Source organism: Pseudomonas floridensis, from assembly GCF_002087235.1.
GTDB classification, from domain to species: Bacteria; Pseudomonadota; Gammaproteobacteria; order Pseudomonadales; family Pseudomonadaceae; genus Aquipseudomonas; species Aquipseudomonas floridensis.
This window is the reverse complement of the sequence record NZ_MUIO01000074.1, coordinates 1-21,575: the sequence shown is the minus strand read 5'-3', so window position 1 is coordinate 21,575 and position 21,575 is coordinate 1. Positions and strand designations below refer to the sequence as shown.

The 21,575-nt window shown below is 60.2% G+C and carries 20 protein-coding genes; 15 read left to right on the top strand and 5 right to left on the bottom strand.

The genetic code is table 11. The features are described from left to right. Positions 1-150: 150 nt before the first annotated feature. A complete protein-coding gene (locus tag BZK31_RS18130; RefSeq protein ID WP_083184316.1) occupies positions 151-690 on the top strand; it encodes a hypothetical protein in 540 nt (179 codons plus the stop codon). A 410-nt stretch (positions 691-1,100) separates the two neighbouring features. Continuing rightward, positions 1,101-1,574 carry a YchJ family protein gene (locus BZK31_RS18125; protein ID WP_083184315.1) on the top strand — a complete coding sequence of 158 codons (474 nt, stop codon included), beginning with the start codon at positions 1,101-1,103 and terminating at the stop codon, positions 1,572-1,574. A gap of 181 nt (positions 1,575-1,755) precedes the next feature. Here the strand turns inward: BZK31_RS18125 and BZK31_RS18120 are convergent, their stop codons facing one another. Further along, positions 1,756-4,194 carry a TonB-dependent receptor gene (locus BZK31_RS18120; protein ID WP_083184314.1) on the bottom strand — a complete coding sequence of 813 codons (2,439 nt, stop codon included), beginning with the start codon at positions 4,192-4,194 and terminating at the stop codon, positions 1,756-1,758. Between the two features lie 129 nt (positions 4,195-4,323). Further along, entirely contained in the window at positions 4,324-4,899 is a 576-nt protein-coding gene (locus BZK31_RS18115) for a hypothetical protein (RefSeq protein ID WP_083184313.1), read from the bottom strand. A gap of 114 nt (positions 4,900-5,013) precedes the next feature. On the opposite strand from BZK31_RS18115, the gene BZK31_RS18110 reads away from it, so the two are divergent. Beyond that, the gene (locus tag BZK31_RS18110; protein ID WP_083184312.1) at positions 5,014-5,505 is read left to right on the top strand and encodes an LEA/WHy family protein; all 492 of its coding nucleotides are present in this window, start codon (positions 5,014-5,016) and stop codon (positions 5,503-5,505) included. A gap of 9 nt (positions 5,506-5,514) precedes the next feature. Here BZK31_RS18110 and BZK31_RS18105 read toward each other — a convergent pair whose 3' ends face one another. The 3 genes from BZK31_RS18105 to BZK31_RS18095 all read right to left on the bottom strand — a co-directional run bounded on the left by BZK31_RS18105 (position 5,515) and on the right by BZK31_RS18095 (position 7,080). After that, positions 5,515-5,844, bottom strand: coding sequence for an MFS transporter (locus BZK31_RS18105; RefSeq protein WP_083184311.1), 330 nt, complete (start codon positions 5,842-5,844; stop codon positions 5,515-5,517). Between the two features lie 200 nt (positions 5,845-6,044). Next, a complete protein-coding gene (locus BZK31_RS18100; protein ID WP_083184310.1) occupies positions 6,045-6,296 on the bottom strand; it encodes a DUF1654 domain-containing protein in 252 nt (83 codons plus the stop codon). A gap of 127 nt (positions 6,297-6,423) precedes the next feature. Beyond that, the gene (locus BZK31_RS18095) at positions 6,424-7,080 is read right to left on the bottom strand and encodes a LexA family protein (protein ID WP_083184309.1); all 657 of its coding nucleotides are present in this window, start codon (positions 7,078-7,080) and stop codon (positions 6,424-6,426) included. A gap of 161 nt (positions 7,081-7,241) precedes the next feature. Between BZK31_RS18095 and BZK31_RS18090 the strand changes: the two genes are divergently transcribed. The 12 genes from BZK31_RS18090 to pdeM all read left to right on the top strand — a co-directional run. Next, positions 7,242-7,442 (top strand): SEC-C metal-binding domain-containing protein, encoded by a 201-nt coding sequence (locus tag BZK31_RS18090; RefSeq protein ID WP_083184308.1) that lies wholly within the window; start codon positions 7,242-7,244, stop codon positions 7,440-7,442. Positions 7,443-7,550: 108 nt separating this feature from the next. Further along, positions 7,551-8,195: a glutathione binding-like protein gene (locus BZK31_RS18085; RefSeq protein ID WP_083184307.1), complete on the top strand. Its 645-nt coding sequence runs from the start codon at positions 7,551-7,553 to the stop codon at positions 8,193-8,195. Positions 8,196-8,337: 142 nt separating this feature from the next. After that, positions 8,338-10,812 (top strand): penicillin acylase family protein, encoded by a 2,475-nt coding sequence (locus BZK31_RS18080; RefSeq protein ID WP_083184306.1) that lies wholly within the window; start codon positions 8,338-8,340, stop codon positions 10,810-10,812. A 229-nt stretch (positions 10,813-11,041) separates the two neighbouring features. Beyond that, on the top strand, positions 11,042-12,088 hold the full coding sequence (locus BZK31_RS18075) for a ligase-associated DNA damage response exonuclease (RefSeq protein WP_083184305.1): 1,047 nt from the start codon (positions 11,042-11,044) through the stop codon (positions 12,086-12,088). Then, a complete protein-coding gene (locus BZK31_RS18070; protein WP_083184304.1) occupies positions 12,085-13,788 on the top strand; it encodes an ATP-dependent DNA ligase in 1,704 nt (567 codons plus the stop codon). Before BZK31_RS18075 ends, BZK31_RS18070 begins: the two co-directional genes overlap by 4 nt. Positions 13,789-14,124: 336 nt before the next feature. Continuing rightward, positions 14,125-14,907, top strand: a complete 783-nt coding sequence (locus BZK31_RS18065) for a transporter substrate-binding domain-containing protein (RefSeq protein WP_083184303.1) — start codon at positions 14,125-14,127, stop codon at positions 14,905-14,907. Between the two features lie 84 nt (positions 14,908-14,991). Further along, a complete protein-coding gene (locus tag BZK31_RS18060; protein ID WP_083184302.1) occupies positions 14,992-15,720 on the top strand; it encodes an ABC transporter permease in 729 nt (242 codons plus the stop codon). Continuing rightward, positions 15,717-16,427, top strand: a complete 711-nt coding sequence (locus BZK31_RS18055) for an ABC transporter permease (protein ID WP_025996574.1) — start codon at positions 15,717-15,719, stop codon at positions 16,425-16,427. Before BZK31_RS18060 ends, BZK31_RS18055 begins: the two co-directional genes overlap by 4 nt. 14 nt (positions 16,428-16,441) lie before the next feature. Further along, complete coding sequence (locus BZK31_RS18050) at positions 16,442-17,560, top strand: succinylglutamate desuccinylase/aspartoacylase family protein (RefSeq protein WP_083184301.1); 1,119 nt, start codon at positions 16,442-16,444, stop codon at positions 17,558-17,560. Positions 17,561-17,569: 9 nt separating this feature from the next. After that, positions 17,570-18,334, top strand: coding sequence for an ABC transporter ATP-binding protein (locus BZK31_RS18045; RefSeq protein WP_004888164.1), 765 nt, complete (start codon positions 17,570-17,572; stop codon positions 18,332-18,334). A gap of 107 nt (positions 18,335-18,441) precedes the next feature. Beyond that, a complete protein-coding gene (locus BZK31_RS18040) occupies positions 18,442-20,931 on the top strand; it encodes a ligase-associated DNA damage response DEXH box helicase (protein ID WP_083184300.1) in 2,490 nt (829 codons plus the stop codon). Then, positions 20,928-21,575, top strand: a 648-nt coding sequence (gene pdeM / locus BZK31_RS18035) for a ligase-associated DNA damage response endonuclease PdeM (RefSeq protein ID WP_083184365.1), incomplete at its 3' end; no start/stop codon positions are given. The genes BZK31_RS18040 and pdeM, both read left to right, overlap by 4 nt.

Genomic DNA, 21,575 nt, shown 5'->3' with positions numbered 1-21,575 from the left:
CTTCAAGGCCCGACCGCCTGGGGTGCTGGTCATCCAATCACAGACTCTTTTGGTTTGAACCTTATGGAACCTTGACGATTGCCCGGTGGGGCGTCTGTGGGTCTTCAGGGAGGTCGGCCATAGGGTTCAAACCAAAAGGATTACACGACCATGACAATCGACATCAAACACAAGCACGCTTCCCACGTCATCATCATCGAAGGTCAAGCCTTCAAGGCAAATGACCGGGGCCAATGGGACCTGACGGACATCTGGCGAACTCTGAAGTTGCCCAAGGGTAAACAGCCGGGTCAGTGGCGAACTAAAAGCGCCGAACGCTTGGAACGAATGCAATTTCTGCATGCGTTAAACAATGGGCGTTCTGGCTCAATGATCCTTGCGAGCAAACGGGCGACCATTGAGTACGCTGGCTGGGTCTCCGATGAATTCAAGGACATGGTCTATGACGCCTTTGAGGCCATCCTTGAGAGGCCAGAGGTCGCCCTGATCGTTGCTGGGATCATGACTGATATTGGTCACGACCATAGCGCTGCCATCCTTGAACGCACCACTGAGAACCAAGACCGCAATAGCATCCTCAGAGGACTCAACCGAAGCCGTAAACCTCGCACCTTGAGCCCCGGTGAGAAGGCCATGAGAGCAGCTATGGGAGTCGCCAAGCGCCACGAGAAGGCAAACCCAATCCGTTAACCGATACCTCAAGGAGAACCTCATGGACACGCTACAGGCTGCCTACTGGGTCTGCGTAGCTGTTCATGTGGCCTTCTGGCTGTATGGGACACTCAAGGTCCCTCAATGAAAATCTGATAGAAAAATCTGAATGACCACCTTTCACATGCATCCCAGCGGTTACCCCCGTAGGCCCTCGCGCAGGTCGTTAGCTGCTCGCCAGCTCAGAGCCGCACGGTGCGGTAAGGACCCCATTGCGATGACACTCAATGAGCACCTCAGAGGCTCGCCAACTGTCACCAACGCTGTCACCATGCTGTCACCAGAAACCCTTGAGGTCCGCTATGAAGCCCGCTACGCTTGGCCTGCCATCAGTCGCCTCTCAGTTCTGGGCCAACCCGGAAAATTTTGGAAAGTATTGGTGGTGAATCATGAGTAGTGCCATTTGCCCATGCGGCAGCGGCGACCTGTTGCCGGCCTGCTGCGGGCATTACCACGCGGGCCTGCCTGCCCCCTGCGCAGAAAAGCTGATGCGCTCACGTTACAGCGCCTATGTGCTGGGGCTGACCGATTATCTGGTACAGACCACGCTGCCCGCGCAGCAGAGCGGGCTGGACCGTGAGGCCATCGCTCAGTGGAGTGCGCAGAGCACCTGGCTGGGTCTTGAGGTGGAGAGTTCAGAAGTATTCGGTGGCAAGCCCGAGCACGCCTTCGTGACCTTCACCGCACGCTGGCACGACGGCACCGGCGAACACAGCCACAAAGAACGCTCGTCCTTCGTGCAGAGCCAGGGCCGCTGGTACTTCATCGATTCGACCGTCCCGCTCAAGGCCGGCCGCAACGATGCGTGCCCGTGCGGCAGTGAGCAGAAATTCAAGAAGTGCTGTTCAGCGTACGTGAGCTGACAGCCTCGCCCCTGATCACTGATTTCACTGATTTCACTGATGCGGCGCTGCAAGTGCCGAAAGGCCGCACTCGATGATCATGCCGATGCTCCGCGTCGGCTTGCAGCCCGGGACGCTCTGCGTCCCATTGCACCAGTCACGCAGGGTTCTCGGGGTGCGCACTCAGCTCACCTGTTGACCTTCAAAACTCCAACTGCGCCGAGAACGCCACGGTCCGTGGGTCACCCAGGTAGCTGCTGTTCAGCCAGTACTCTTTGTTGGTCAGGTTGCTGACGTTTACCCGGAAGGTCAGGTCGTTTTCGGAAACACGCATGCGATAGCGGGCACCGGCGTCGAAGGTGGTGAACGACGGCAGGTCGTTTTCGTTGCTCTGATCGGTGTACTGCTTGCCGGTGTAGAACGCACCGCCGGTCATAGCCAGGCCCGGCACCTGATTGATGTCGTACTCGGCGTAGACCTTGGCCAGTTGCTTGGCGACGTTGGTCGGCGCATTGCCTTCATCCGCCGCGACGCCGGTTTTCTTGATCTTCGGGTCGAGCAATGTGAAGCCGCCGACCAGCGTCAGCTCCGGGACCACCTTACCGGTTACGCTGAACTCCAGACCATTATTCTCCTGCCGTCCATCCACCACGTAAATGTTGGAACCGGTGGTGTAACCGTTGGGCTTTTCGATGTTGAACAGGGCCAGGGTGAACAACGTTTCGCCCAGTGTCGCCTTGGCACCGATCTCGTACTGTTCGCTCACTTCAGGTGCAAACGCCTGCCCTGCGTTGGCCGTCCCGCTTGGCGCAACGCCACCCGATTGCAAGCCTTCGATGTAGGTCGCATACGTGGTCAGCCACGGCACAGGCTTATAGACCAGCGAGATGTTGGGCGAGGTCTTGCGCTCATCGTAGCGGGTCTCGGTTTCTGCCGAACCAAAGGCACGGGCATAGACGAACTCATTGGCGTAAGTCTTGATCCGGGTCTGGGTCAGGCCAAGGATCGTCGACCACTGCTCGTTGAACGTAATGACGTCGCCGATCAGGAAGTTGTCGCTTTCGGAACTGTTGGCCAGCCGCTGGTTGCCATGGCCGATGGAATAGGCAGGTTTGCCGACCTGCGGCGTCTGGTCGAAGCCAATGGTGCCGACCGGCGAGGTGTATTGCGGGCCGGGCTGCGTCGGCGTGTAAGGCACGTGGTCCTCATACTGCTTCTGCCGGGAGGTGTTGCCCTGATAGCCCATCGTCACCTTGTGCCCGATAAACCCGGTGTCGAAAGCCGCGTCGAGGAACAACGAACCGGATTTTTCTTCGCTATCGATCGGCGCGAATGCGTAGAGCGGCTGCGAATACAGACCTGCGCTGGACACCGTCGGGCCGGTGTAGGTGTTTTCACTGGTGTACTGCTGCGCGGCGAAGGCAGCACGCAAAGTAAAGGTGTCGTTCAGGCGCCATTTGGCGCGCATGCCGGCCTTGTCCGACTCGTAGTCGGAAAACGACCATTTCTGGCTGTACAGCTTGTCGTTATCCAGCGACGCTGCGCTCGGACGCAAGGATTGATCGCTGAAAAACCAGTAGCTGGTCAGGCCACGGATTTCGGTCTTCTTATGCGAGGCGTCGAACTGCACCAACAGGTCGTCGGACACGTTCCAGTCCAGTGCCAGCGAGATCATTTCACGGCGGCGCTTGTTCATGTCGACCGCAGTTTCGCCGTCCTGAGTCAGCATATTGAGGCGATAGGCGAATTTGCCTTCGCTGTCGATCGGACCGCCGAAGTCACCGTGCAGGTAGTAATTCTCGCCCCCGGCATTGCCCAGGGTCACGCTGTTGTAACGCTGGTAGGTCGGACGCTTGATCACGTAGTTGACCAGACCGCCCGGTGAAGCAGGACCATACAGAAAGCCGGTCAGCCCAGTGATGACTTCAAGCTGTTCCATTTCTTCCAGATAGTTGCTGCCGTCCGCGCCATTGGTGAAACGCAGGCCGTCGTTGGCAATGTTCAGGCTACCCGCGCTGCTGAAACCCCGAATATTGACCGCACTGGCGTAACCGGCGCTGGTCGGCGAATACATCTGGGTGAAGGGGTTGTGTTTGATCACATCGTCCAGCGAAGTCGCCTGAATGTTTTTCAGCAGCGCCTGCGGTGTCACGCTGATCGAGTAAGGCGCGTCCTGCAGCTTCATGCCGCCCAGGGCCCCGACGCTGCTGACATTCTCGCTGCGATAACCCGCCGCTTCGGAACCTTCTGCGGCCGATTCGCGCGCATTGATGTTGACGTCGGAGAGACTCAGCGTGCCCTCTTCCATCGCCATCAGGGTGTAAGTTCCGGCGTTGCTCTGCACCAGTTGCAGACCGCTGCCGCGCAAGGCTTCGCGCAATGCGGCGGGCGCATCGAAACGGCCTTTGACCGGCGCACTGGATTTACCGGCCGCCAGCGCCGGATCGAGGCTCAAAGCCAGGCCGCCCTGACTGGCGATCTGGTTCAGCGTGGTCGCCAGCGGTGCGACTGGCAGGTCATAGGCCAGAACGCCGGCATCCTGTTGCGCCGCCATCAGCAAGGGGCTGGTCAGCGGGGCACCAAGGGCAATGGCCACCGCCAGCATGCAGGGACGCAAAAGGGTGTCTAACGAGCGGGACATCGGGCAACTCCTGACGGGAACATTCTCAATGCCTGTTAGCCGGACGAGCGGCCAAAAGTGACAGGGCTGATTGAAAATAATTCCGTTTCAGGGAATCGAGCGAATCGGTCGAAGCTGAAGACGTCCTCGTCACTCCAGCTTCAGGTGCGAGGTATCCGGCGCGCGACGCGTGGTGGTGCGAGCCGCCTGCCCCATGTCGCTGCCCACCGGTGCCACGCTCAATCGTGACAGGTCGAGTTGCGGCGCAACGGGCGCAGGTTTGGGGTCCTGCATGTCGCTGCCAGCCTCGGCCACTGAATAATCCGGCGCATCGACGTCCGAAAAGGCAGCCATATAGGCGTCACGCGGCTTGATCTGCAGGCGGCCAGGCTTGGCGGAAACCTTGCGCAACCAGGTCGGTTCATCGGGTGGACGGGCCAGTTCGACTTCTTCCACGTCCGCTGTCGGCGGCACCTCGACAGCCTGCACCGCGGACGATTTCATCAGGAGGACGTCGGCTCGGGCCCCTGCCCGCTCCAGCGTTGCACGGTATTTCTCGGCGGTTTCAGCGTCGAGGTTGTTTTTGAGCACCAGTCGTCGTCCGGAAAACAGCAACTCCAGGCGCGACGCGTCGGCCTGAAACAGCTTTCCCAGGTTTGCCTTGACCCTCTCGGGCTGGGCTCCGGCGACCAGCTGGCCGTCGAAGACGATCTCATAACGACTCATGCGATATACCCGTTGGCACATGAACAAAGTATGGCGCAGCCCCGAACGACCGAACAAGCAGGTTACCCGCGCCCGTCGAATTGCTAAACTCCAGGCCACTTACGGAGCAACCTCATGATTTCTCAGGCGCACATTACAAGAACCATAAGCCTTGCGCTGCTCATGTTCGGGCTGTCAGGTTGCTCGCTCTGGAGTTTTGACCGCTTTCAGGACCCGGAAGTGCATTTACTGAAGGTTCAGGTGGTTAAGGCCCGACTGACCCAGCAGGATTTCAAACTGCACTTCGAGGTCGATAACCCCAATGACTCTCGCGTACTGGTTCGGGCGTTTCAGTACAAGATCACCCTCAACGACATTGTGCTGGCCGATGACCGCTCCAACGAATGGTTTCTGGTCGACGCCCACAGCCGCCGGACGTTCATGGTGCCGATCCGCACCAATCTCTGGCGGCACGCCAAATACATTGCCCAACTGTTGAAAAAACCTGATGAAGCCATTCACTACCGCCTCGATGGCAAGCTCAAGACAGGCCTGCTGTTCAGAAACACGATCCGCATCGGCCGCTCAGGCGATGTGGCGCCCGAGGACCTGATCCACAAACGCTGACACGTTCGGTTAACCACCCAGCCTGCCTTTGACCAGTTCCATCAGAAACTTCCAGATGTCTGCGGCCCATAACGCCCGGTTGATCGCCGAGATCAGCGCACCGCCGAATGAGCCCAGCAGAAAGCCGACCCCGGTAATATTGCGCGGATCCGCAACACCCAGGTAATTGCTGGCAATACCGGTCAGAAACACCGCGCAGGCTACTCCCGTGATCAGAAAAACCATCCAGGCACGCCAGTCCAGCAGGCTCGCCTTGTGCCACCACCCGGAAATGATCGCGCCGACCAGACCGGCCGCCAACCATTCGAATCTGTCAACCAAGCCATTCAAAAGCTCCATGAGCCTGACTCCGTACAAGAGTTAATGAGTTCACGCACTGTCGAGTTTCAGGATTGAGACCAAATTTCAGCATACTTAAATAAATTGTCAAGCTTGCTGAACGTAAAGCAGTTGCGAAAGGGGTGTTCTGCTCGTGCATCACTGCGTGGCGTCATGCGGAGCGTGATGCTACCTGCGTGCGTGCATCGAGAAGCCGATCTTCAGTTGTCGATATACCGCTGCCATCCGATCCACACTGAACCGTCTTCCCGGCGTCGGACCTGAATGCCTTCTGTTTCTTCGATTTCCTGCAGCACAATGTCCCACAGCTCGCAAGGCTCATCGTCACGCCGCGTGACAGTGACGGACTGAACCTTCTGCACCTGCGGCGCAGCCACCATGCGCTGAATTCTCCTGCCGATCTGTTCGTACGAACACGGCGCGCGAACCGTTGAATCAAGACCGTTAGCCATGACAACCTCCTCGGCATAACTGTATTTATATACAGTATTCCAGCAATAGGAAGTCAGCAAGGTGGCCGTAGGAAAACTATTCAGGCAGCGTTTGTAAAAAAGTGCCGAAAGCCTTGTCCAGCATGGCTCATAGCTTGCCGGTCATCCTCACCGCGACCCCGATAATGCGACAGTCGGCACCGCACTCGATCATCCGATACGCTGGATTGAGCGGTTTGAGGTAACGCACGCCCCCATCTTCCACCAGTTTCTTGAACGTTGCCTCGTTGCTGGCCGGCAGCTTGGCGATTACCAGGCGACCGGGCTGAACATCGGCCTCGGTGTCCACCAGAATCATCATCCCCTCGGGCACGCTGACGCCGGTGGGCGCGGTCATGGAGTCGCCTTTGACTTCCAGCCAGAACGCCGGCCCCTTGGAGTCGTAATCGGAGATTTCATACCGGTCGGAGAAACCTTCCGGGTAGGGCTCGACGGCCTCTTCCCACGACCCCGCCGAGACCCAACTGATGACCGGATAGCGGAAGGACATCCGGGGCTGATCGATCAGCGCGACGTTGGCGTCATGGGGCGACTCCCGTTCAGGGCCTTCGCCAATCGCCAGCCACTCGGCGCGAAAGCCCGTGGCCCTGGCCAGTGCATAAAGGTTTTCAGGGCGCAGGCTTTTGCTCTCGCCACTGACCCATTGCGTGACCGCCGAATTGGCAACGCCACACGCGGCAGCGATTTCACCTTTTTTCTTGCCGCTGACGGTAATAGCCCGGGCGATGCGTTCGTGTCTGTTCATAGGCCTGTCTCTATCGCTGAAAGGAAATCAAGTGAGCGCTTGACGCCATGCAATGTAAGCATGCTTAAAAAAGCGCACTATTTCCAACAAAAAACAGTTCAGTACAGCTTGTGGGCCATTTGCGAGATAATGCGCGTCGATTTAATTGCGGAGTAACCCCGATGAACCAGCAAGCCCATGTTCATGGTCCTGATTGCAACCACGATCACGATCATCACGACCACCAGCATGGCCACGTGCATGGCCCCAATTGCGGTCATGCGCACCAGGAACCCGTGCGCAACACGTTGAAAGACGTAGGTCGCAACGATCCGTGCCCGTGTGGCAGCGAGAAGAAATTCAAGAAGTGCCACGGCGCGTAATACGCCGGGGATCCTGCCAACGGCCTGCCTCGCAGGCCGTTTTCATTTGTGCCTAACGTCGCGCACAGAGTAAAACAGAGCATTACGATCACTTACAAGGAGCGCTCAATGATCGATCTGCACTACTGGACCACGCCCAACGGACACAAAATCAGCCTGTTTCTGGAAGAGTCCGGCCTGCCCTATAAGGTGTTTCCCGTGAACATCGGCAAGAACGAACAGTTCGAGCCTGACTTTCTGCAGATTTCCCCCAACAACCGCATCCCGGCCATCGTCGATCACGACCCGGCCGACGGTGGCGCACCGCTCAGCCTGTTCGAGTCCGGTGCCATTCTGTTGTACCTGGCCGAAAAGACCGGGCGCTTCATACCGCAGGACCTGCGCGGTCGTCAGGAGGTCTCGCAGTGGCTGTTCTGGCAAATGGGCGGGCTGGGACCGATGGCCGGGCAGAATCATCACTTCAATCGGTTCGCCAAGGAAAAGATTCCGTACGCCATCGACCGCTACGTCAACGAAACCGCCCGGCTGTACGGCGTGCTGAACAAGCGTCTGGCTGATAGGGATTTCGTGGCGGGCAGCGAATACAGCATCGCGGACATGGCGATTTACCCATGGATCGTGCCGCACAGCTATCAGCAGCAGGACCTGAACGATTTCCCGCACCTGAAGCGCTGGTTCGGCAGCATTGCCCATCGCGACGCGACCAAACGTGCCTACGCGCTGGCCGAGCGGATCAATCCATCAAAGCCTTGAGGCGTTCGAGCGTGCCGGCCTGCATGCTGGCACGCCGCTCTTTGTAAAATCCTGAAATAAACTCGCCCTGCCCGCTTGCGTGCTGCCTGCCTGCTCTCTAACGTAGCGACTTTTGTACGTGACCCCCTCCAGGAGCTTGCCCATGGCCTCGCCAGCCCTTTTACGTTTTCTGCCTCGATGTGGCGCTGCCGCTGCTGCGGTCGGCTTTCTGAGCCTGGCCGGTTGCCAGTTGGGCGGGGGTGACAATGACACGGTACTGCCTGCTTCCGGGACTTTTGCACTAAAAGGCCTTGCACAGAATGTATCGGTGCGGCGCAACAGCATGGGCATGCCGCTGATTGAAAGCAGCACTTACCACGACGCGCTGTTCACCTTGGGTTACGTCCACGCGGGAGATCGCATCAGTCAGATGCTCGGCATGCGCCTGCTCGCACAGGGCCGTCTGTCGGAAATGGCAGGGCCCGATGCACTGGAAGTCGACCGCCTGATGCGTTCGGTCAACCTCAAACAGAACGCCAGTGATCTGTACAACGCCTCGTCGCCACGCCTCAAGCGTTTCTTCGATGTCTACGCACGCGGCGTGAACGCCTACCTGTTCCGTTATCGCGACAAGCTGCCGGCCGATGTCGCCAACTCCGGCTACAAGCCCGAATACTGGAAGCCTGAAGACTCGGCGCTGATTTTCAGTCTGCTCAACTTCAGCCAGTCGGTGAACCTGCAGGAAGAATTGTCCGGGCTGGTGCTCGCCCAGAAAGTCGGCGCCGACAAACTCGCGTGGCTGCTGCCGACCTATCCCGATGAAGAACTGCCGTTCGCCGAAGCCGACAAGCTCAAGGGCTTGAACCTCAACAATCAGGTGAATGGCCTGAGCGACCTGAACAAGGTCGCCCTGCAACTCTGCGACCTGAACATGTTGGGCGTCGCCGCCTCGAGCAACTGGGCCATCGCGCCACAGCGCAGCCGCAGTGGTAAAAGCCTGTTGGCCAGCGACATGCAGTTCCCCGGTGGCCTGAACTCGGCCTGGAGCTTCGTGCAGATCCGCGCTCCGAAATATCAGGTGTCCGGCGTCTCCATTGCAGGCCTGCCGCTGGTGCTCAGCGGCTTCAACGGCAAGCTGGCGTGGAGCATGAGCAACGTCAAAGGCGACAACCAGGACCTGTTTCTGGAGAAAATCAAACGCGAAGGCAATCGTGTGTCCTACATGGCCGATGGCAAGTGGGTACCCGCCACCGCTCACGAAGAAACCTTTCTGGTCAAAGGCAACCGCGCCGTTCGCGAAACGGTTTACGCCACCCGTCACGGAGCGCTGCTCAATGCCAGCGCTACGCCGCCCGGCAACGGCCTGAGCCTGGCACTGCAAACGCCAAGCCTGAAGGATGACAAGACGCTGGACGCATTCTTCGACCTGTCCCGCGCGCCCAACGTGGAGAAGGCGTTCGACACCAGCCGCGAGATTCGGGCGATCACCCTTAACATGATTTTCGCCGATTCCTCCAACATCGGCTGGCAGGTGACCGGCCGTTTCCCGAATCGTCGTGAAGGTCAGGGCCTGCTGCCTTCGCCAGGCTGGGAAGACAAATACGACTGGGACGGCTTCGCCGATTCGATGCTGCACCCTTATGACCAAGACCCGCGCCAGGGCTGGATCGCCACCGCCAACCAGCGCACGATCCCGAAAGGCTATGGCATGCAGCTCTCCAATTCATGGGGCAACCCGGAGCGCGCCGAGCGGATTGCCGAGCTGGCCAACAGCGGCAAGCAAGACCTGCGCAGCACTGTCGCGATGCAATATGACCAGACCACGACCTTCGCCGCCAAGCTCAAGACCATGTTCGAAGCACCGGGCATGAGCAAGCCCTTGAAGCAGGCCATCGACGCGCTGCCCGACGCCGACCGCAACAAGGCCCGCGAAGCCTATACCCGTTTGATGGCATTCGACGGCAAGCTCAGCGCCACCTCGGCCGACGCGGCGCTGTACGAGCTGTTTCTGCAGGAAAGCGCCAGACAGATCTTCCTCGATGAACTGGGCCCGGAAACCAGTCCGGCGTGGCAGGCACTGATCGCCAACGCAGGCTCGTCCTATTCAGCGCAAGCCGACCACCTGCTGAGCCGCGACGACAGTCCTTATTGGGACGACGTCAAAACCCCGCAGAGCGAAGACAAGCCCGCGATCCTGGCGCGCAGTCTGGCGGCGGCAGTGACCAGTGGCGATAGCCTGCTGGGCAGCGATCACAAGGCCTGGCAGTGGGGCAAGCTGCATCGTGACAACTGGACTTCGACCAATGCGCTGGTCAAGCAGATGGGCGGCGTCGAGTACAACCGCAGCGCGATGCCAGCGGGCGGCGATCACACCACGATCAACGCCTCCGGCTACGAATGGGGTAAAGGCTTCGATGCACGCATGGCCCCCGGTCTGCGCATGATCGTTGACTTCAGTCTGGTCGAGCCCATGACCGGTGTGATCAGCACCGGCCAGTCCGGCAACCCGGCCAGTCCGTACTACGCCAACAGCATCGAGCCTTGGCTCAAGGCGCAATACATGTCGCTGCCGTTGCAACAGTCGAACTACGAGAAGGGCTACGGCAAGCAACGCCTGACGTTGACGCCCGGCAAATAAGCCGTGCGGGTATTGCTCGGGTACCGCCTGAGCTGATGACTTGGCGGACTCGTCGTTCATGCCTATCGCTATGCGTTACATCTGCCGCCCTCATACAGATTCGAGGGCGGCACTATCAGTGGCAAATGTTCGGCACGCACCGTCGATCTGTGGTCGTGCCCATCAAACTCCACGAACTTCCCGCCCGGCCCCGGCTCATAGCTAACAAGCCCATCCATACGGTTGTCCCATGGATCTTGTCGTTGCTCGACCCGAAGGTTTGTACTGTCCACCCGGTGATTTCTATATCGACCCCTGGCGTCCAGTCGAGCGGGCGATCATCACTCACGCGCACGGCGACCATGCCCGCACCGGGAATGAGCGCTACCTGTCGGCCGCCAGCGGCGAGGGTATTCTGCGCTCGCGTCTGGGTCAGGACATCAACCTGCAAACCCTCGAGTACGGCGAGCAGATCACCCATCACGGCGTGAAACTCAGCCTGCACCCGGCCGGTCACGTGCTCGGCTCGGCGCAGGTGCGGCTGGAATACGAAGGCGAAGTCTGGGTTGCCTCGGGCGATTACAAGGTCGAGCCGGACGGCACCTGTGCCACGTTCGAACCGGTGCGCTGCCATACCTTCATCACCGAATCGACGTTCGGCCTGCCAATCTATCGCTGGGCACCGCAATCGCAGATTTTCGACGGCATCAATGAGTGGTGGCGCGCCAACGCCGCACAGGGAAAGGCGAGCGTGTTGTTCGCCTATTCCTTCGGCAAGGCCCAGCGCATCCTGCACGGTATCGACGCCAGCATCGGCCCGATTCTGGTGCACGGCGCAGTCGAACCATTGAACCGGGTTTACCGTGAAGGCGGCATCCGCATTCCGGAAACCCAGTACGCCGGAGACTTCAAGAAAACCGATCCGGCACTGCGTCAGGCACTGATTCTGGCGCCGCCTTCTGCTGGCGGCAGCAGCTGGATGAAGCGCTTTGGCGAGTACAGCGATGCGTTTGCCAGTGGCTGGATGATGTTGCGCGGGACCCGACGTCGGCGTGGCGTCGACCGGGGGTTCGTGCTGTCCGACCACGCCGACTGGCCAGGCCTGCTGTGGGCCATCGAACAGACCGGTGCCGAACGCGTCATGGTCACCCACGGTTCGGTCGGCGTACTGGTGCGTTACCTGCGTGAACTGGGCCTCGACGCCCAAGGCTTCACCACCGAGTACGGTGACGAGGACGACTCGACTGCACCGGCGGCCGAAGCGGCGGCCGAGAGCAATGGCGAGGCGCAGTCATGAAAGCCTTTGCCGAACTGTATTCCCGACTGGACGCCACCACTTCCAGCAACGCCAAGCTGGCAGCGATGCGCGAGTATTTCGAGCAGGCCGAACCGCAGGATGCTGCTTGGGCGGTGTACTTTCTGTCCGGCGGACGCCCCCGCCAACTGGTGCCGACCCGCATCTTGCGCGAACAGGCCATGACCTTGGGCAGCCTGCCGGAATGGCTGTTCGAAGAAAGTTATCAGGCCGTGGGCGATCTGGCGGAAACCCTGTCGCTTCTGCTGCCGCAAGCCGAGCACAGCAACGACGAAGGCCTTGCGCTGTGGATGGAAGAAAAGCTCTTGCCCCTGCGCGGCCTGCCGCCTGAAGAACTGGCCGAACGCTTGCCGACCTTCTGGTCGCAACTGGATCGCAGCAGCCTGATGGTTTGTATCAAGTTGATCACCGGCAGTTTCCGGGTCGGTGTTTCCAAACTGCTGGTGACCCGTGCGCTCGCCTCGCTGGCAGACATCGACAGTAAACGTGTGACGCAGCGGCTGGTGGGTTACACCGATCTGTCGCACCGTCCCAGCGCCGAAGGCTATCTGAAACTGATCGCGGCCGAATCCGAAGACGAACATGCACAGCGCGGCGGCCAGCCCTACCCGTTCTTTCTCGCCCACTTATTGCAGCAACCAGCAGATCAATTCGACGAACTGCTGGGGCCGGCCGAAAACTGGCAGGTGGAATGGAAGTGGGACGGCATCCGGGCGCAACTGGTCAAACGCGACGGACGCCTGTGGATCTGGTCGCGGGGCGAAGAATTGGTCACCGATCGCTTTCCCGAACTGCATAGCCTTGTCCAGTGCTTGCCCGACGGCACCGTCATCGATGGTGAGATCGTGGTCTGGAAGGCGCCGGAAACAGCTCCCGCCAGCGACGCCGAATTCGCCCTGGACAGCGACGCGCCGCAGGCCAGCCCTTCGGTGCAGCCGTTCGCTTTGCTGCAGCAACGGATTGGTCGCAAGACGCTGGGCAAGAAAATCCTCGCCGATGTGCCGGTCGTGGTGCTGGCCTACGATCTCCTCGAATGGGAGGGTCATGACTGGCGCAGCCGTCCGCAGCATGAGCGCCGCAGTCAGCTGGAAATCCTGATCGCACAGGCCGGCAGCGACGTCTTGATGCCCTCTCCCGTACTCACCGGCAAGGACTGGCTTGACCTCGCCAGTCAGCGTGAAGCGTCCCGCAGCCTGGGCGTCGAGGGCATGATGCTCAAGGCCCGCGATTCGCTGTACGGCGTCGGGCGCACCAAGGACATGGGCGTGTGGTGGAAATGGAAGGTCGATCCGTTCAGCGTGGACGCGGTGCTGATCTACGCGCAACGCGGACACGGACGACGCGCCAGCCTGTACAGCGATTACACCTTTGCGGTGTGGGACGGACCGCCCGAGTCCAGCGAGCGTACTCTGGTGCCATTCGCCAAAGCCTACTCGGGACTGACCGATGAAGAGATGCGCAAGGTGGACGCTATTGTGCGCAAGACCACGGTGGAAAAATTCGGCCCGGTGAGCAGTGTGACGCCGACACTGGTGTTTGAACTGGGGTTCGAGGGGATCGCCCTGTCCAAACGCCACAAGAGCGGCATCGCGGTGCGTTTTCCGCGCATGCTGCGCTGGCGCCAGGACAAACCGGTGGCCGAAGCCGACAGTCTGGCTACGCTCCAGGACCTGCTGAGTTGACGCACTCAAAAGGTGCGACGCGAATCGATCGCACCATTCCTGCACATGACTACCCACTCGTTTGCCAAAGTGACAGTCAGACCGTTACCAATCTGCTGCATGCGTCGCGTCTGGCGCTATTGATGTTCCATCGCTGAGACACCTTCCCGAGACCTGGATGCGCGCGCGAAGGCAGATCGCCATGCTTTGATATGAAATAGCGACAACCAGTTACACTTCAAACGCACGTTCGTCTCTCTGGTTCGGAAATTGCTACTTTTAAAACATCTGGCACCCGCCGGTAGCAACAAGCCTCGCGCGTTCCCAACACCCCCATCAGGTTTTAAGGACTGAATAATGAAAAAAGCATGGCTGACCCTTTCCGCACTGGCTTTGTGCCTGGCCGCTGGTAACACGATGGCCAAGGAGTACAAGGAACTGCGCTTTGGCGTCGATCCTTCTTACGCCCCGTTCGAATCCAAAGCCGCCGATGGCAGCCTGGTGGGCTTCGATATCGATCTGGGCAACGCAATCTGCAAAGAGTTGAAGGTCACCTGCAAATGGGTCGAAAGCGATTTCGACGGCATGATTCCGGGCCTGAAGGCGCGCAAGTTCGACGGCGTGATCTCCTCCATGACCGTGACCCCGGCTCGCGAGAAGGTCATCGACTTCTCCAACGAACTGTTCTCAGGCCCAACGTCGCTGGTGTTCAAAAAAGGGGCAGGCCTGACAGCAGATCCGGCCAGCCTGAAAGGCAAGACCGTCGGCTATGAGCAAGGCACCATTCAGGAAGCTTACGCCAAGGCCGTGCTGGACAAGGCTGGCGTGAAGACCCAGGCCTACGCCAACCAGGATCAGGTTTACGCCGACCTGACCTCCGGCCGTCTGGACGCCTCCATCCAGGACATGCTGCAGGCCGAGCTGGGCTTTCTGAAATCGCCAGCCGGTGCCGACTACGAAGTCAGCAAGCCGATCGACAGCGAACTGCTGCCATCCAAGACCGCCATCGGTATCTCCAAAGGCAACAAAGAGCTCAAAGCCCTGCTCGATAAAGGCATCAAAGCCTTGCACGATGACGGCACCTACGCCGAAATCCAGAAAAAGCACTTCGGCGACCTGAATCTGTACAGCGGTAAATAACACCCCGACGCCCATCGATTTCGGCGATGATTCGCCGCCCTCTTCGATGGGCGTTTCTGTTCGTGACCGCTCAAGGTTTTATCCATGCTCGACGCACTCATGCACACCCTCGGACTTTCGGCCTTCAGCCTGAAGGGCTTCGGCCCGCTGCTGCTGCAAGGCACCTGGATGACCGTCAAACTTTCGGTACTGTCCCTGCTGCTGAGCATCGTGCTCGGCCTGATCGGGGCCAGCGCCAAACTGTCGGGTTCCGCGCTGTTGCGCGTGCCGGCGCAGGTCTACACCACGTTGATCCGCGGCGTACCGGATCTGGTGCTGATGCTGCTGATTTTCTACAGCCTGCAAACCTGGCTCACGGTGCTGACCGACGCCATGGAGTGGGAATACATCGAAATCGATCCGTTCGCGGCTGGCGTCATCACGCTGGGCTTCATTTACGGGGCGTACTTCACCGAGACGTTTCGCGGCGCGATTCTGTCCGTGCCACGCGGTCAGGTGGAAGCCGCCACCGCGTATGGCCTCAAACGCGGCCAGCGCTTTCGTTATGTGGTATTTCCGCAAATGATGCGCTACGCGTTGCCGGGCATCGGCAACAACTGGCAAGTGCTGCTCAAAGCGACTGCGCTGGTCTCGATCATCGGCCTGGCGGATCTGGTCAAGGCTTCGCAGGACGCCGGCAAGAGCACCTATCAACTGTTCTATTTTCTGGTTCTGGCGGCGCTGATCTATCTGGCGATCACCAGCGCGTCGAACTTCGCCTTGCGTTGGGCTGAACGGCATTACGCCGCCGGCAGCCGGGAGGCGCAGCGATGATCGAGCTGCTTCAGGAATACTGGAAACCCTTCCTTTATACGGACGGCGTGAACGTGACCGGTCTGGCCATGACGATGTGGCTGCTCAGCGCGTCCATCGCCATCGGCTTCTGCCTGTCCATTCCACTGTCCATTGCCCGTGTCTCGAAAAACAGATGGGTCCGCTGGCCAGTGCAGTTCTACACCTATCTGTTTCGCGGCACTCCGCTCTATATCCAGCTGCTGATCTGTTACACCGGCATCTACAGCATTGCGGCGGTCCGCGAACAGCCGCTGCTCGACGCGTTCTTTCGCGATGCGATGAACTGCACGATCCTGGCCTTCACCCTGAACACCTGCGCCTACACCACCGAAATCTTCGCCGGTGCGATCCGCAGCATGGCTCACGGCGAGGTCGAAGCAGCCAAAGCTTATGGGCTGAGCGGCTGGAAGCTGTACGCCTACGTGATCATGCCGTCGGTGCTGCGCCGCTCGCTGCCTTATTACAGCAACGAAGTGATTCTGATGCTGCACTCCACCACCGTGGCGTTTACCGCCACTGTGCCGGACATTCTGAAAGTCGCCCGGGACGCCAACTCGGCGACCTTCATGACCTTTCAGTCATTCGGAATCGCTGCCGTCATGTACCTGACCGTCACCTTCATTCTGGTCGGGTTGTTCCGTCTTGCCGAACGTCGCTGGCTGGCCTTCCTCGGCCCCGCTCATTAATCAGGACAGACCCCATGCAGCATCACACCCATGATTTGCTGTCGCCGATGCCGGGCACGGCGCGTTGCGTTCACAGTTTTCACTACGGACCGCAGGATGGCGCAGGCAAGGTCTACATCCAGGCCTCGCTGCATGCCGACGAACTGCCCGGCATGCTGGTCGCCTGGTACTTGAAACAGCGTCTGGCCGAGCTTGAGCATGCCGGCCGCCTGCGCGGCGAGGTCGTCGTGGTGCCGGTGGCCAATCCCATCGGGCTGGAACAGGTGCTGATGGACACGCCGCTTGGACGCTATGAGCTTGAGAGCGGGCAGAACTTCAACCGCGGGTTCGTCGACCTCGCCGAACAGGTGGGCGATGCCATCCAGACACGCCTGACCCAGGACGCCGCGCAAAATCGTGCACTGGTGCGCGAGAGCCTGCTGGCCGCCCTCAAAGCTGTGCCTGCGACCACGCAACTGCAATCGTTACGCCTGACCCTGCAAACGCTGGCCTGCGATGCCGACATGGTGCTGGATCTGCATTGCGACTTCGAGTCGGTCGAACATCTCTACACCACGCCCGAAGCCTGGCCCGACGTCGAATCGCTTTCCCGTTATCTGGGCGCGCAAGCCAGCCTGCTGGCCACCGATTCGGGCGGTCAGTCGTTCGATGAATGCTTCACGCTGGTCTGGTGGCAATTGCAGCAGCGCTTCGGCAAACGTTTTCCGATGCCGATGGGCAGCTTCTCGGTCACTCTCGAACTGCGCGGACAAGGCGACGTCAATCACGCGCTGGCCAGCCGCGACTGCCAGGCGATCATTCATTACCTGATCGACTTCGGCATTATCGACGGGGAACGGCAACAACCTCCTGAACTGCTTTATCCCGCTACGCCGCTGGCTGCAGTCGAGCCCGTCGCGACACCGATTGGCGGCCTGCTGGTGTTCTGCGCGATGCCTGGCGAACAGGTCGAAGCCGGGCAACTGATCGCCGAAATCATCGACCCGATCAGCGACGCCGTCACCAGCGTGCACGCCCACAATGCCGGCCTGCTCTATGCCCGCTCGCTGCGCCGCATGGCCACCGCAGGCATGGTCATCGCGCATATTGCCGGTACGCAGGCCTACCGCAGCGGCTACCTTCTTTCTCCTTGAGGACCTTTCATGTACAAACTGACCATCGATGGCCTGCACAAGCGCTATGGCGACAACGAAGTGCTCAAAGGCGTATCGCTCAAGGCCAGCAGCGGTGATGTGATCTGCCTGATTGGCGCCAGCGGCTCGGGCAAGAGCACGTTCCTGCGCTGCATCAACTTTCTGGAACAACCCAACGACGGGGCCATGAGCCTGGATGGCCAGCAAGTGCGCATGGTCAGCGACAAAGACGGCATGCGCGTTGCCGACCCCGACGAGCTGCAGCGCATCCGCACCCGACTGGCGATGGTGTTCCAGCATTTCAATCTCTGGGCGCATATGACGGTCTTGGAAAACATCACCATGGCGCCGCGCCGCGTGCTCGGCGTGCCCAAGGCCGAAGCCGAAGCCCGTGCACGCAAATACCTGGAAAAGGTCGGCCTGCCCGAGCGAGTCGCCGATCAGTACCCGGCATTCCTGTCAGGTGGCCAGCAGCAGCGTGTGGCGATTGCGCGCGCGCTGGCGATGGAGCCGGAAATCATGCTGTTCGACGAGCCGACCTCGGCACTGGACCCGGAGCTGGTCGGCGAAGTGCTGAAGGTCATCCAGGGCCTGGCCGACGAAGGCCGGACGATGATTCTGGTGACCCACGAAATGGGTTTCGCCCGCAAGGTGGCCAGCCAGGTGGTGTTCCTGCATCAAGGCCAGATCGAAGAATCCGGTCACCCGGATGAAGTGCTGAACAATCCCAAGAGCGAGCGGTTGCAGCAATTTTTGAGCGGCAATCTAAAGTAACAAGCAACGCGCCAGGGCTGCCAAGGCATCGGGCGCGTAACCTTTTAAAACTATTACCCTTTTGCCGCTGTCTCTGAATTATCGCCCTTCAGAGCATTGTCGACCGCATGAGCAGACCCAACGATTTCGCTCAGCGATGGTTCCGGGCCAGAGGCTGGAAGGCGTTCGCGTTTCAAAAGGAAGTGTGGGCGGCGGTGAAACAGGGCGAATCCGGCCTGTTGCACGCCAGCACCGGCTCGGGCAAAACCTACGCCGTCTGGTTCGCCGCGCTCAACCGCTTTGCCAGTACCAACGCACCCGAGCCGGAAAAACCCCGCAAACGAAAGCCACCCGCGGCACCGCTGAGTGTCATGTGGATCACGCCGATGCGTGCGCTGGCAGCCGACACCGCGCGCGCCCTCGAAGCCCCGCTGGACGAACTCGACATCAATTGGTCCGTCGGCCTGCGCACTGGCGATACCAGCAGCAGCGAACGCGCCCGGCAGGGACGGCGCCTGCCGTCGGCCTTGATCACCACTCCGGAAAGCCTGACCCTGCTGCTGACTCGCGCCGATGCACAGGCCACGCTGTCGACGCTGCGGATGGTCGTGGTGGACGAGTGGCACGAACTCATTGGCAACAAACGCGGGGTGCAGCTGCAACTGGCGCTGGCCCGTTTGCGCCAGTGGAATCCGCAATTGATCGTATGGGGTATTTCAGCAACGCTGGGTAATCAGCAGCACGCGCAACAGGTCCTGATGGGCGAAGGCGGCGTCACCGTTCAGGGCAAAATCGTCAAACAACTGCAGGTTGACACGCTGCTGCCCCCTTCCATCGAGCGCTTTCCGTGGGCCGGACACATGGGCCTGCGCATGCTGCCGCAAGTAGTGGCGGAGGTTGAAAACAGCGCCAGTTGCCTGGTGTTCACCAATACCCGTGCGCAATCCGAGATCTGGTATCAGGCCCTGCTGGAAGCCAGACCTGACTGGGCCGGTCTGATCGCTCTGCATCACGGCTCACTCGCTCGCGAGGTGCGGGACTGGGTCGAGCGTGCGCTGAAGGAAGGCTCACTGAAGGCAGTGGTCTGCACTTCCAGCCTGGACCTGGGCGTAGATTTTCTCCCGGTGGAGCGCGTGCTGCAGATCGGCTCGCCGAAGGGCGTCGCCCGCCTGATGCAACGCGCCGGGCGATCGGGACACGCACCCGGCCGTCCATCCCGGGTCACGCTGGTGCCCACCCACAGCCTGGAGCTGGTCGAAGCCGCCGCTGCGCACGATGCTGTCGCGGCCCGCATGATCGAGCCGCGAGAGTCGCCGTACCAGCCGCTCGATGTGCTGGTGCAGCATCTGGTCAGCGTCGCCCTGGGTGGCGGCTTTCTGCCTGACCAATTACTGGCTGAAGTGCGCACGGCCTGGGCCTACCGTGACCTGAGCGACGAACAGTGGCAGTGGGCGCTGGCGTTCGTGCGCAACGGCGGCCATTCGCTGACGGCCTATCCCGATTATCGGCGTGCCGAACCGGATGAAGACGGGATCTGGCGCGTGCCTGATGCGCGGCTGGCGCGCCGACACCGAATGAGCGTCGGCACTATCGTCAGCGACGCCAGCATCAACCTCAAATACTGGAAGAAAGGCGGTGGCGGCGGCAATCTGGGCAGTGTCGAAGAAGGTTTCATCGCCCGCCTCAAGCCTGGCGACGGTTTTCTGTTCGCGGGCCGCCTGCTGGAACTGGTTCGAGTCGAAAACATGACCGCCTACGTCAAGCGCGCCACCGGCAAGAAAGCCGCAGTGCCACGCTGGAACGGCGGGCGCATGCCTTTATCCAGCGAACTGGCGGACGCGGTGGTCGAGAAATTCGACGCTGCGGCGCATGGCCATTTCGACAGCCCGGAAATGCAAGCCGTCAAGCCTCTGCTGGAGGTGCAGAGACAGTGGTCCGGGTTGCCGACACGTGACACGTTGCTGGCCGAGACGCTCAAATCTCGAGAGGGATGGCACCTGTTTCTCTATCCGTTCGCAGGCCGCCATGTCCACTTGGGGCTGGCCAGCCTTCTGGCCTGGCGCTTGAGCCGACACCGGCCGCTGACATTTTCTATCGCCGTCAACGATTACGGCTTCGAACTGCTCAGTGCCAGCGAAATCGACTGGGGTGAGGCCGTACAGAGCGAGCTGTTTTCCGAGACCGATTTGCTGGCCGATATCATCGCCAGCCTCAATGCAGGCGAGCTGGCGCTGCGCCGCTTTCGCGAAATCGCCCGGATTTCAGGGCTGGTATTTTCTGGCTATCCGGGTGCAGCCAAGAGCAACCGTCAGTTGCAGGCCTCCAGCGGACTGTTTTTCGAAGTGTTCAAACAATACGATGCAGGCAATATGCTGCTGACTCAAGCCGAGCAGGAAGTGCTTCGCCAAGAGCTGGATCTGCAACGTCTTGAAGCAACGCTGCGCCAGATCAACAGCCGGACGCTGGATCTGCACGCAATAAAACGCGCCACACCGCTGGCGTTTCCGCTGCTGGTCGAGCGTCTTCGTGAAAGCCTCAGCTCGGAAAAACTGGCGGATCGCATCGCACGCATGGTGCGCGATCTGGAGAAAGCCGCAGGCCCGGAGGCTGAACGATGAATCCCTGGCTGGCCATTACGCTGGCGAACGAGGAACTTTGGCTACTGGCCGACAAGGCCATTTACTACCCTGCCGAGCGCGCGCTGCTGATCGCCGACGCGCATTTCGGCAAAGCTGCCGCCTATCGCAAACTGGGGCAGCCCGTGCCGCATGGTACGACGCAGGCCAATCTTCGGCGTCTGGATCAACTGCTGGACGACTTTCCTTGCGAACACCTGGTTTTCCTGGGCGACTTTCTCCATGCCCCGGAATCACACGCACCTGGAACGCTGACATCATTGCACGACTGGAGGGCAGGCCGCCCAACGCTGCGCATTACGCTGATACGCGGCAACCACGACAAACGCGCAGGAGATCCGCCGCCCAGTCTCGGCATCGAGGTGGTGACTGAACCCTTGCTGATGGGCCCGTTCGCGCTGCAGCATGAACCTGATCCACATCCCACACGCCACGTGCTGGCAGGCCATGTACATCCGGTCTATCGGCTTCACGGTCGTGGTCGCCAGAGCCTGCGACTGGCGTGCTTCTACCTGGGCAGGCGGGTCAGTCTGCTACCGGCTTTCGGTGAGTTCACAGGCGGATTCAATGTCCAGCCCGTTGACGGATCGACCGTTTATGTCACTGGGGACGGCGCTGTCTGGGAG